Origin of the sequence: Bartonella sp. CL70QHWL (assembly GCF_042194855.1) — a bacterium.
Taxonomy (GTDB): domain Bacteria; phylum Pseudomonadota; class Alphaproteobacteria; order Rhizobiales; family Rhizobiaceae; genus Bartonella.
In genome coordinates this window covers 67,317-80,511 of the sequence record NZ_JBHINJ010000001.1, presented here as the reverse complement: position 1 = coordinate 80,511, position 13,195 = coordinate 67,317, and the positions used below count along the sequence as shown (strand labels likewise).

Below are 13,195 nucleotides of genomic sequence, written 5' to 3'. Positions count from 1 at the left end.
TTAAAATGAGTACATAAAGGCTATACAAGTGTATTTTGTTTGGTGTGTTTTGTTCTTCCTGAGGGGAGTAGCTCTATTGAAGAGTGTAAAAACAAAAGCATGAGATAATGCGTCATAATTATTTAAAAGATATTTCTATGAATGCGTTTGAAAGGTGTAAAGCTGAATTGTAAGGAGATGATAGATTTTTACCACGATGCCTTTATATTCTTTCCAAATGAGGCTGTCTTCTTGTTCCAGAAATTACGCAAACAGATAGATGCAATATACTGACCAAATCTGGCATACAAAAATCTGGAACAGTTCGTTCCACACTGAAGCGTTTTGATATTTGTCTCAAACGTGGACTTGCACAGGGATTAGATGTTGATTAACAGGTAAGAAAAAAACAAAGGCTTTATGAAAAAGTTTATACAGGGCTTTTAATTTTGTGCTTCAAATGCCTCAGTACGAGGTATTTTGCTCTTTTGAATATTAAAGCTCTTGTTTTTATAATGAAGTTACAGCACAACAAGCAAAATGGAATTATTTGAGGGGAAAAAAATAATGCCTTCTTACCGTTCAAGAATATCAACCCACGGGCGTAATATGGCAGGAGCCCGCGGACTTTGGCGTGCAACAGGGATGAAAGATACTGATTTTGGTAAACCCATTATTGCGATTGCGAATTCTTTTACACAATTTGTACCAGGGCATGTCCATTTAAAAGATCTTGGGCAATTAGTCGCACAACAGATAGCTGTTGCCGGTGGTGTTGCGAAAGAATTTAATACCATTGCTGTAGATGATGGAATTGCGATGGGGCACGATGGAATGCTCTATTCTTTGCCCTCACGTGAAATCATTGCTGATTCTGTAGAGTATATGGTTAATGCACATTGTGCGGATGCACTTGTCTGTATTTCTAATTGTGACAAAATTACGCCTGGTATGTTAATGGCTGCTTTACGGTTGAATATTCCGACAATCTTTGTTTCTGGCGGTCCTATGGAAGCAGGTAAGATTAAATGGAAGGATCAAGATCTAAGGGTTGATTTGGTCGATGCCATGGTTGCAGCAGCTTCAGAACAAAATTCAGAAGAAGAAGTTGCTGAAATGGAGCGTGCAGCTTGTCCTACATGTGGTTCTTGTTCAGGAATGTTTACGGCCAATTCCATGAATTGCTTAACGGAAGCATTGGGGCTTTCTCTTCCCGGAAATGGATCAATGTTAGCAACACATGCAGATCGACGAATGCTTTTCGAAGAAGCTGGAAAACAGATTGTTGCATTGGTTAAGCGTTATTATGAAAATGATGATGAAACAATTTTGCCACGCTCTATTGCTTCACGCAAGGCTTTTGAAAATGCAATGACCGTTGATATTGCCATGGGGGGATCAACCAATACAGTACTGCATCTTTTAGCCGCGGCGCAAGAAGGTGAGGTGGATTTTACCATGACGGATATTGATCATCTTTCACGTCGTGTTCCTGTTTTATGTAAGGTTGCTCCTGCTGTTGCAAATGTACATATGGAAGATGTTCATCGCGCTGGTGGTATTATGGGGCTTTTAGGCGAACTGGATGCGGCGGGACTCATTGATACATCAACTTATACGGTTCATGCAAAAACAATGAAAGAAGCTCTTTACCGCTGGGATGTAAAGCAAACTAATGAGCCAACAGTTCGTGCATTTTATCGTGCTGCTCCAGGTGGTATTCCGACACAAACAGCTTTTAGCCAATCTTGTCGCTATGAGACCCTTGATCTTGATCGTGAAAAAGGTGTGATTCGCAATAGAGAACATGCATATTCACAAGATGGAGGATTGGCAGTTCTTTATGGAAATCTTGCAAAAGATGGCTGTATTGTAAAAACAGCAGGCGTTGATCAATCAATTTTAACTTTTAAAGGTCCGGCAAGAATTTTTGAAAGCCAAGATTCAGCTGTTTCAGCTATATTAACTGATAAGATTAAAACAGGTGAAATTGTTTTAATCCGTTATGAAGGTCCACGTGGTGGACCTGGAATGCAAGAAATGCTTTATCCAACGAGTTATCTCAAATCTAAAGGATTAGGCAAGGTTTGTGCACTTGTTACAGATGGACGTTTTTCAGGGGGAAGTTCAGGGCTTTCGATAGGACATATTTCACCAGAAGCTGCGGAAGGAGGAGAAATTGCGTTAGTGGAAGAAGGGGATATCATAGAAATTGATATTCCAAATCGTAGAATTCATATGTTGGTGGATGACGTTGAGATGAAGCAGCGCCGTGCTAAGATGGAAGCAAAAGGAAAAGGCGCTTGGCAACCGATTGAGAAGCGTCAGCGTAAAGTTTCAAAGGCTCTCAAAGCTTATGCAGCGATGACTACATCTGCTTCAAAAGGTGCAGTACGTAATATTTGATGAGTTGAATAGAGACAGTACTCTGATTTTTTGCATCTTTTGCACGATATTCTGAGCTAATTATTTTATGAGTTTATGAACTTATCAGAATATTTCGAGTCATGGATGAGTATGATTAAAAAGCTATCAATACAACTAAAAGCAGCTGCGGATTGCTTATTTTAGCAGCTATGTAAGACAGATAATAGATACAGTATCATTACTTTTCATATCATATTCCAATCTTATACGAAATTACAATTTCCTGTTCTCATATTTATGGAAGATATTTATTGTACTGGTGGCATTATCTTGTTGTACCGTAAAACACTGTCATTTAGGACTGTGATATACGGCATCCTCCTTAAATATTAAGTGTTTCTTAGTGCGTGGTGAATATTCTTAGACTTGTTTGTAAAGCTTTTAGTTTAAGTGAATCACATGACTAGGAAATCAAGATAAATTCCTTAGAATCTGGATTGTTTGCAGACTTGATTCGAATGAAAATCTTTATCCTTTGAGATGTAAGAAGGAGTTTAAGGATATTTAGGAAAATAAAATGCTGCTGTGATATATCTGATTATATGTTCCATATGAAAACAGTAAAAGAGCTCTTTATAGCTTAAAATGTGAAGAAAATACGAGACCCATTATCCATGAATTTATTATGCAAAATGGGATGGTATCCCAACACCAACAGCTTTAAACTAGAAATGTTGCTATGATAACAATAATATCGATCGTGAAAAAGCATAATTCACTAAATATGGCGTATTTGCAAGGTGGAGGAGATTTCATGACAATCTTTACAAAAAACGACTATCTTGTAAAAATAGTCGATCTTGACCAATTTTTTGTATAAGAGCCAATATTAATCTAAGGGAATATGAAATATAATGCATATGGTTTTGCTTCTATAGGCAATTATACTTACAAAATATATTATGTAGAAAAGCGATGGGAATACGATAAATAACTGTTTATGCTGTGGTATATCAAAAATGGTTACGTTATCTCCTATTAAGAAGGTTTTTTAATAAAAAATAACATCTGTTTTCTATAAAGGGTTACTCTTTTCAAGTTGTTTGAGGTGGTAAATTGCTTCTAAAGCTTGTTTAGGAGAGAGTTCATCGGGATGAATATTTTTTAAAGCTTCGTGAAGTATACAATGTTTGTTTTTTGCTTCATTGACTGGAGATGTTGCTTTAAGAGAAAAGAGTGGTAAATCATCAATGAGTTTATGTCCTTTTCCAGCCATTTCGCCTTGTTCTAATTGATGGAGTACATCTGTTGCTCGTGTAATAACGGCTGGGGGAAGTCCAGCAAGCTTTGCGACTTGTACACCATAGGAACGGTCAGCGGCTCCTGGTGTGACCTCATGAAGAAAAACTACATCACCATCCCAATTTTTGACTTTCATGGTTACGTTATGCAGTCTGTCAAGTTTTTCGGTAAGTGCAGTCATTTCATGAAAATGGGTAGCAAGAATAGCACGACAATGGTTAACTTCATGGAGATATTCAACAGCAGCCCAAGCAATAGAAAGTCCATCAAAGGTTGATGTTCCACGTCCTATTTCATCAAGAATAACAAGGGAATGGTGGCTAGCATGATTGAGAATCGTTGCTGTTTCAACCATTTCCATCATAAAGGTTGAGCGCCCCCGTGCAAGATCATCGGAAGCCCCAACGCGACTAAATAGGCGATCAACGACACCAATATGTGCTGAAGTTGCTGGAACGAAGGACCCCATTTGCGCCATAATAGCAATAAGAGCATTTTGCCGCAAAAAAGTTGATTTTCCTCCCATATTAGGCCCTGTCAACAGCCAGATTGCTGCATATTGCTGATTTTCTTGCACAGAGAGATCACAATTATTGGCAATAAAAGGTTCTGCTGCTTGTTTGCGGAGTGCTTGCTCGACGACAGGATGGCGTCCTGCTGTAATATGAAAGGTAAGTGAAAGATCAATTTTAGGGCGGCAATATCCTTGTTCTTCAGCAAGATATGCTAAAGCGACAGAGACATCTAAAATAGCAAGTGCTTCAGAGGCTTTACGAATAAAATCAACTTGTTCGGTAATTTCCTGAACGAGAATATCAAAAATCTCTAGTTCAAGTGTCAATGCGTGATTGGCAGCATGGGCAATACGGCTTTCAAGGTCAGCGAGCTCTGTTGTCGTAAAACGCATAGCGTTTGCCATTGTTTGCCGATGAATAAAACGCGCTTTAGCTTGTGGATTATTTGTAAGGGAAGATGCTTGTGTGCTGGTTACTTCAATGAAATAACCTAGAATATTATTATGCTTTATTTTAAGCGTCTTAATATCTGTTTCTTGGGCATATTGCGCTTGAAGTTCAGCAATGACACGGCGAGATTCATCACGTAAAGCACGCATTTCATCGAGCTCTTTATGATAATTAGAACGAATAAAACCACCATCACGTTTAAGGAGTGGGAGATCATCAGCTAATGCCTGTTCTAAATGAAAGTATAACGCTGTGGGTAATTTTGAGAACACCTGTTGTACATCACTTATTTCTTGAGGCAGAAGCTCATTATCAAGAAGTTGATGCAATTCACGAATGATTTCAAAGCCACGCTGGATTGTCGCCATATCACGGGGACCTCCTCGTCCAAGAGCCAAACGTGAAACGGCGCGGGGCATATCTGGTCCCCCCTTTAAAATAAGCTTTATCGCTTCTGCAAGAGAAGGATTACGTAGAAAAAAATCGATAGAATCCAAACGCGTATCAATAGCCGAAGGAGTGGTGAGGGGAGCAATAAGGCGGTCAATAAGAAGGCGTGATCCTCCTCCTGTTACAGTGCGATCAATAGCTTTTAATAAACTTCCATCCCGTTGACCTGATGTCGTACGAATAAGTTCAAGGCTTAATCTGGTTGCGGCATCAATAAAAAGAGTCGCACTTTCATTTTGGCGCTCAGGCTGCATGAGGGGAGGGCGATGCGTGATTTGTGTTTTTTCGATATAACGAATAGCAGCTACAATTGCAGAGAGTTCGGAACGTGAATAATCGGCAACGCCTTCAAGAGTTGAGAGTTTAAAATAATTGCAAATATCGCGTTCAGCGGTGAGTGCATCAAAGAGACAAGCAGGTTGAGGTGAAACGATACGATCAAGAACACTAAAAAGTGACTTGTGAGATTTATCATGAAAAAATGAATCAGCAACAATGATTTCTTGTGGATCAACACGCATAATATCTGCTAAAAGTTTTTCTTGGCGGCTTTCTGTTACACGAAATATGCCTGTTGAGATATCAATCCAAGAAAGAGCAAATTCCTCTCCATCGCTAGTTTTTATACGGGAAAGTGTCATCAAATAATTTGCGCGTGTTGGATCAAGGAGTTTTTCTTCTGTTATCGTTCCAGGTGTTACAAGGCGAACAACATCACGCCGAACAACAGATTTTGAGCCACGTTTTTTTGCTTCAGCAGGATCTTCTATTTGTTCACAAACAGCAACTCGGTAACCACAAGCAATCAGTTTTTGTAAATAATCATCAGCAGCATGAACGGGAACACCGCACATAGGAATATCTTGTCCTAAATGTTTTCCGCGTGCTGTGAGTGTGATTCCTAAAGCCTGAGCAGCTTCAATCGCATCATTAAAAAATAATTCATAAAAATCCCCCATTCGGTAAAAGAGAAGGGAATCATGATGGACGGCTTTGATTTCTATGTACTGCTCCATCATAGGTGTAAGACGTTCTTGAGAGGAAGCAGATGAGGAGGCAGGCTGTGGAATTAAATTATTTTTATGATTGTTTTTTTTATCCATTTGTACGAGGCCTGTTTCCTTTAAGTGAAGTTTTTACTCTTTTTTATTTACTTCAATATCTATTTATCTCTAAATTGCAACGCATCATCAGATTTGCTAAGGCAAGAATAGCGATTTCTAATATATGAATCAGATTTAATGACTATACGCATTATCAAGCAAAATTTACACTGTTTTTGGAGAAAATAAAGTGAGATGAAAAAGAGCGAGCAAGATCAGAAAATGTCTCAAACTGTTTACAGTGCGAGCGAAAGAGAAGCTCTAGATTTTCATAGTCGTGGTCGACCAGGAAAGCTTGAGATTGTTGCAACAAAGTCTATGGCAACACAGCATGATTTAGCACTTGCTTATTCACCAGGTGTTGCCGTTCCAGTTAAGGCAATTGCTCAAAATCCAGCGCTAGCTTATGATTATACAGCAAAAGGCAATCTTGTTGCTGTTATTTCAAATGGTACAGCTATTTTAGGGTTAGGCAATTTAGGTGCACTTGCCTCTAAGCCGGTCATGGAAGGCAAAGCAGTGCTGTTTAAGCGTTTTGCGGATATTGATTCCATTGATTTAGAAATTGATATAAACGATACAGAAAGTTTTATCAATTTGGTGCGCCATTTAGAACCTTCTTTTGGTGGAATTAATCTTGAAGACATTAAGGCGCCAGAGTGCTTTATGATTGAAAGCCGCCTACGCGAGGTAATGAATATACCTGTTTTTCACGACGATCAACATGGTACAGCAATTATTGTTGCTGCTGGTGTTCTCAACGCTTTGACTTTAACAGGGCGCGATATGCAAAATACGCGGTTAGTCTGTAATGGTGCTGGTTCTGCAGGGATTGCTTGTATTGAACTGATTAAAGCGATGGGCTTTCGTTCCGAAAATATCATATTATGTGATACAAAGGGTGTGGTCTATGAAGGCCGCAAAGAGGGAATGAATCAGTGGAAATCTGCGCATGCTATTCAAACAGATAAACGTACGCTTATGGAAGCAATGGAAGGTGCAGATATATTTTTTGGGGTTTCTGCTAAAGGTGCTCTTACTCCTGAAATGGTAAGATCCATGGCACCCCAGCCGATCATTTTTGCTATGGCTAATCCCGATCCAGAAATTACGCCGGAAGAGGTTATGCAAGTGCGTCATGATGCCATTATCGCAACAGGACGTTCCGATTATCCAAATCAGATTAATAATGTTCTCTGTTTTCCTTATATATTTCGTGGTGCGCTTGATGTGCGTGCAAGAGTTATTAATGAAGACATGAAGATTGCTGCGGCAAAGGCTCTTGCTAATTTAGCGCATGAAGAAGTGCCTGACAGCGTTGCAGAAGCTTATCATGGAAAGCGATTAAAATTTGGTCCTAATTATATCATCCCTGTTCCTTTTGATCCGCGTTTATTTACGGTTGTTTCAATAGCGGTAGCAAAAGCAGCAATGGAAAGCGGTGTTGCGCAAAAGAACATAGATGATTTAGAGGCCTATGAGCGCGATTTGAATGCGAGACGTGATCCTACTTCCTCGATGATGCGTGGGGTTTATAACCATGTTCGTCAAGCGCCAAAACAAATTGTCTTTGCAGAAGGTGAAGAAGAGCAAGTTATGCGGGCAGCCGTTTCCTATGTCCATCAAAAATTAGGACAAGCGATTTTGGTTGGTCGTGAAGAGCAAGTAAGAGAAGCGGCTGTTATCGCTGGAATTGATCTGGAGCGTGAAGGTATTTCTATTATGAATGCTAAGCTTTCTTGCCGTACAGATGCTTATGCGAATTATCTTTATAAAAAGATGCAGCGTCAAGGCTGGCTGTTGCGTGATTGTCATCATCGTATCAATAATGATCGCAATTATTTTGCTGCGTGTATGGTGGCACTAGGAGATGCTGATGCAATGGTTACAGGGGTGACACGCAATTATGAAACAGCGTTAATCGATATACGTCGTGCAATTGATGAAAAAACAAAAGAACGATTGATTGGTATTTCAATGGCTATTTGCCGTGGACGAATTGTGTTTATTACGGATACAGCCGTTTATGAAAATCCTAATGCTGAAGAACTTGCGGATATAGCGGAACAAGCAGCTTCATTTGTGCGAGGATTTGGATATCAACCACGGGTAGCATTTTTAGCATTTTCTACATTTGCTTATATGAAAGGGCAGACGACGCAGCAAATTCAGGATGCGATTAATATTTTGCATGAACGCAAAGTTGACTTTGAGTTTGATGGAGAAATGAGTGCTGATGTGGCACTCAATTCCAAATTGATGCAGCAATATCCATTTATGGGATTAACGGAGCCCGCTAACATTTTGGTTATGCCTGGATATCACGCGTCTTCCATTGCAAGCAAAATGTTACAAGAACTTGGTGAAGCAACCATCATTGGTCCTATTTTAATTGGATTGGAAAAATCTGTCCAAATTGTACCATTTAGTGGAAGCGATACAGATGTTGTCAATATTGCAATGCTTGCGGCTTATCATGCCGCAAAAGTCGTCTAAAGGAAAAAAGCCCCTACTATACCAAGAATATATCAAGGGGCTTTTTAATAACAAAAGAATAAACTTTTTAAGAGGGCTGTATTTGACTGTCTTTTTGTTCTTCAGAAAGACGCTTTTGGAAGAGTGCTGCAAAATCAATAGGATCAATCCACAAAGGTGGAAAGCCACCGTTTTGAGTAGCATCAGATATAATTTGGCGAGCAAATGGAAATAAAAGACGGGGACATTCAATAAAGACCAGAGGCATAACATGTTCTTGTGGAATGTTTTTAAGGTGAAAAACACCACCGTAAATCAATTCTACATGAAATAAGGTTTCAGTTTCATCATTGGCTTTGACGGAGAGAGACAAAACGACATCATAATTGTCATCACCAATTGGGTTAGCATTGACGTTAATATTGATATCAATTTGTGGTGATTTTTCACGTGCACGCAATGAACGAGGAGCACCTGGATTTTCGAATGATAAATCTTTTAAATATTGAGTTAATACAGCAAAAACCGGCTCTCCACCACTGTTATTCATTTCACCTTCGGCCATACGACGAACCTCTCTTATTATAATATGTATAATTTATTTTAGATCTAAAGACCAGATTGGTTATCACGCCTTGCAAAAGGTTGCAAGAAATGCGCTCTTTATCTTGAATATTTTTTTAGTTTGTTGCAGATTTTTTAGGCATTTCAATGGTTATCATCATTTTTGCGCCATGGAGATTCTGTCGTATCATGAATTGTGTAATCTTCTGCTTTAAGATCAATTATTTTTTCAGAGTCATTTTTTCTTTTAGTATTGGGATTCATTTTGTTTTTTAATGATATAAAGAAATGCCAAGCAACAGAGCGAATTGGTTTAATAAGAAGTAATATTCCCAAGAAATCACTTACAAAGCCGGGAAGAATAAGTAAAATTGCACTAAAGATGATGAAAGCATCATTAATAATATTATTCTCTAATGTGCGTCCTTGGACAAGTTCAGTTTGTATATTTTTTAAAAGGCTAATCCCTTGAATTCGCAATAAAACAACCCCAACTATGGTTGTGAGAATAACCAAACTCAAAGTTGCCAAAATACCAATTTCTTGACCAACAAAGATAAAACCAGCAATCTCGATTAAAAGAATGCAAAGAAAGATAACAACAAAAAAACGAGGATTTATAGAATAAAGTTTTATCACATGAAAATTTCCTTCTGGATGAGTAGGGGGAGAAATTCTTAAGAGCACTCCGTTTAAATACAAAATCTATAAAAATATTTGAATGATAAGATTCCTTATTTTACATATTTATTGATAAATGGTATTGACTGCAATGTTTATTAGAGACTTAAGCTTTGGAGATTGACAGCGCCTATGGAATTTGACGTTATACTTGTCATAGCTCTTGTTGTTATGGTTGTTATTTTTGTGCAACTCCGTAATGTATTAGGGAAACGAATTGGGTTTGAAAAGCCACCCTTTGATCCTTATTCACGTCGTTCTAAAAAACAGGTTGAAGCAGAAACGGCTGATAATATTGTTTCGTTCCCTCATCAGAAAAATTCACAAAAAGACGACTTTAGTGAAATTGATAAAATTTCACCGGAGGGGAGTCTTTTGAATAAAAATTTGCGGGAATTGCATAGAATTGATTCTCATTTTTCTCCTCAACTTTTTATAAAAGGTGCGCAAATTGCTTATGAAATGATTGTAACAGCTTTTGCCAAAGGTGATCGCAATCAGCTTAAAAGCTTGCTTTGTCAGGATGTTTTTGAGAGTTTTTGTACGGCTATTGAGCAACGAGAAAAAAATAAAGAAAGAATAGAATTCACTTTTGTTGGAATTAATAAGGTCGAATTTATTGCGGCGGCAATACAAGAAAAGGATGAACTTTTAACGATACGTATTGTCAGTGAGATGATTTCTGTTACTTATAATGAACAGGGCGAGCGTATAGACGGTGATCCTGATGCTATTGTAGAAATCAGAGATATTTGGACTTTTGTTCGCAATAGTTTATCGTCAGATCCCAACTGGAAGCTTTTTGCTACAGAAAATGAAAATTAAAATACTTTTTGTTTTTCTTCCATAAGCATTCAATGATTTATGAGAAATTAAAATGTCCTCAAGTAAATGGAGACAAAAAAGAGATTTATTGGCTTCACAAGATCGCCTTTTATGGGAGATGGTGTGTCGTACGATAACACCGCTTCACGGTAAGATGCTCTCTTCTACTTCAGAAATTATTGCAAATATTAATGATAAAAATCAACCTGTAACTCAAATCTCCTCATTGTCTCAGGAAAATCAACAACCCTCGACAATTATTAAAAGAGAAAAGAGGGCAGTTATACAAGCACAAAAGATTCATTTCTTTGATCATGTTGCATATCGTAAAATTTCCCAAGGTCGTTATCCTCTTGAGGCGCGTCTTGATCTTCATGGTTATATACAGGAAGAAGCTTATTTTTTCTTAAAAAAATTTCTACAATCCTCTCAGCAGAGAGGATTGCGTTATGTCCTTGTGATTACAGGAAAAGGACGATCCGTTGGGAGTGATGGAGCTTTATATAGATTTGTTCCGTATTGGTTATCAACACCAGCTTTTCGATATTATGTCCACGCGTTTGAGCAAGCAGCACGTCAGCATGGCGGAGAAGGTGCGCTTTATGTTTGGTTGCGCCGTTTTATGTCGGGAGAAGGAATGTGATGTCATTATGGTCGTTTCAGGTTTAATATTTATTTATACTTATAATTTATTGTTTTCGTATATTTCGTAAGAGCCTTGAATACAATATTCCCTTCGTTATAATTTTTTATAAAGAATTATAAAGATATTATTTTACATTCTACGTATTGCTTCACGCTTTTGTTTATAGCATTCGTTAACGGGGCACATCCCTCACACAAAACAGAACGACATTGAATTGAATATATCCACAGGCTTGTTTTAAAGAAACATCTTTCAACGCTCTCAAGCTTATTTTGCGACAGTATCCGTGAAGAGTATAATGATAAATCCATGAAGCACCCCCCTATCTTTATGCTTAGTAAAAGAGTAAGCTGGCATCATCATACACTTTACCATCTCCCAATGTTGCAACAACCCTTTAAGTCCTTGGTATTTTAAAGCGTTTATACAGAGGCATGCTTTTCTGTAAGTGTTTTTACTCTCCGCAGTTCTCATCTCGCGCGTGACGCCCAAACGAAAGATTTTGATCGATTCAATATAAGAGGACTTAAAATGAGAGAGATATAGATGGATCTCATTCAGGTTGCAAAGCGATAAATTATTTTTATAAACCACAGCATTACTCTATTAAATACACGAAGAATAAAAACATGAGAAATTGAGAACTGTATTATTCAAAAGACATTGCTATGGATAGTGTTAACAGCAGTACAACTAAATTAAAGAGAATCGTGAAAATAAACAAGAATATAACTTTACAACACATAGCTGCGCAGTAGCATCAAAAGATACAGTTTCGTTGAATAATTTCATGAAGAAATTTTTTCATTCATTAAAAGCTCCATCAAATTTCGTTCTCATAATAATTCGATAATTAAAATTTAATAACGAAGCGCAGAAGACGTAAAATACGAGATTCAATTGAGGATATTACACTCTTATCCGACGTCTTTCAGATATTGGTTGAAATGCTAGCTTAGCATGAAAGGCACAATAGGGGCTACTTTCATCAGAATCTGCACCACAAAAATGAAAATCTGCTGATAATGGATCGCCAACCGGCCATCTACATGTATTTTCACTCAATTGTAGAAGATTAAGTTGACGTGATATAGGCACCACTACATTGGATTTTGTGGACATATCAACTTCTTTTACATCTTCCACTACAAATTCTGTCTTTAAAGCTGTTTCTTCAATACTTACAGATGATGTGTTTATTGGCGATACCGTGGATGTGTTGCGACGCACACGTGGAGATGATGGGCTGCTGCTTCCCACGGGAGTTTTTTGCGCACGCGTGCTTCCTTGAGCTGTCTTACCACGTCCTGGTAACTTTAATCGATGTACTTTGCCGATGACTGCATTTCTGCTGACCCCACCTAATTGAGCAGCAATTTGACTTGCACTTAATCCTTCACTCCAAAGCTTTTTAAGAAGCTCAACGCGTTCACATGTCCAACCCATACCAGCACTCCATTCCGATTACGTCACTAAGATGCTCTCCCCCGTTGCATCTTCAAATGTTTAAATAATGTTTTCATTACGCTGAATGAAAGAACTTTACACTCTAAACGAGCATAAGAAAATCATCCAGCCTGTGGACTTACAAATCAAAACACATCATCTTGCTTATTATATTGTAAATTACAATATGCACTCACTCTATGACAAGAGTCTTTACCTCTTGAAGAGTTTATTTAGAATGTTTTCCCCAACTTGCAAATCAATCATAGGTTAAACTTTCACTTTTGTTTAAGGATTTTCCCCAAAATGCTTATTTGTAGAACCTTCATTGACTTTTTTTCAATTGGTGTAATGATCTATTCTATAGGTGTAATCACTAATCGTAATGAAAT

8 protein-coding genes are annotated in these 13,195 nt (G+C 38.0%); 4 read left to right on the top strand and 4 right to left on the bottom strand.

The genetic code is table 11. The annotated features are described in order from the left end of the window. Positions 1–546 precede the first annotated feature (546 nt). Positions 547–2,385: a dihydroxy-acid dehydratase gene (gene ilvD, locus ACFIJZ_RS00275; protein ID WP_375630533.1), complete on the top strand. Its 1,839-nt coding sequence runs from the start codon at positions 547–549 to the stop codon at positions 2,383–2,385. 1,036 nt (positions 2,386–3,421) lie between these two features. Here ilvD and mutS read toward each other — a convergent pair. Beyond that, positions 3,422–6,166 (bottom strand): DNA mismatch repair protein MutS, encoded by a 2,745-nt coding sequence (mutS, locus tag ACFIJZ_RS00270; protein WP_375630531.1) that lies wholly within the window; start codon positions 6,164–6,166, stop codon positions 3,422–3,424. A 195-nt stretch (positions 6,167–6,361) separates the two neighbouring features. On the opposite strand from mutS, the gene ACFIJZ_RS00265 reads away from it, so the two are divergent. Beyond that, a complete protein-coding gene (locus ACFIJZ_RS00265) occupies positions 6,362–8,662 on the top strand; it encodes an NADP-dependent malic enzyme (RefSeq protein ID WP_375630529.1) in 2,301 nt (766 codons plus the stop codon). 67 nt (positions 8,663–8,729) lie between these two features. Here the strand turns inward: ACFIJZ_RS00265 and secB are convergent, their stop codons facing one another. Together secB and ACFIJZ_RS00255 are read right to left on the bottom strand one after the other, a co-directional pair. Then, a complete protein-coding gene (gene secB, locus ACFIJZ_RS00260; protein WP_375630527.1) occupies positions 8,730–9,206 on the bottom strand; it encodes a protein-export chaperone SecB in 477 nt (158 codons plus the stop codon). 143 nt (positions 9,207–9,349) lie between these two features. Beyond that, positions 9,350–9,844, bottom strand: coding sequence for an FxsA family protein (locus ACFIJZ_RS00255; protein ID WP_375630525.1), 495 nt, complete (start codon positions 9,842–9,844; stop codon positions 9,350–9,352). A gap of 174 nt (positions 9,845–10,018) precedes the next feature. On the opposite strand from ACFIJZ_RS00255, the gene ACFIJZ_RS00250 reads away from it, so the two are divergent. Together ACFIJZ_RS00250 and ACFIJZ_RS00245 are read left to right on the top strand one after the other, a co-directional pair. Next, positions 10,019–10,711: a Tim44/TimA family putative adaptor protein gene (locus ACFIJZ_RS00250; protein ID WP_375630523.1), complete on the top strand. Its 693-nt coding sequence runs from the start codon at positions 10,019–10,021 to the stop codon at positions 10,709–10,711. A gap of 52 nt (positions 10,712–10,763) precedes the next feature. Beyond that, positions 10,764–11,354, top strand: coding sequence for a Smr/MutS family protein (locus ACFIJZ_RS00245; RefSeq protein WP_375630521.1), 591 nt, complete (start codon positions 10,764–10,766; stop codon positions 11,352–11,354). 912 nt (positions 11,355–12,266) lie between these two features. On the opposite strand, the gene ACFIJZ_RS00240 is transcribed toward ACFIJZ_RS00245, so the two are convergent. After that, positions 12,267–12,803, bottom strand: a complete 537-nt coding sequence (locus ACFIJZ_RS00240; protein ID WP_273790264.1) for a GcrA family cell cycle regulator — start codon at positions 12,801–12,803, stop codon at positions 12,267–12,269. Positions 12,804–13,195: the final 392 nt, after the last annotated feature.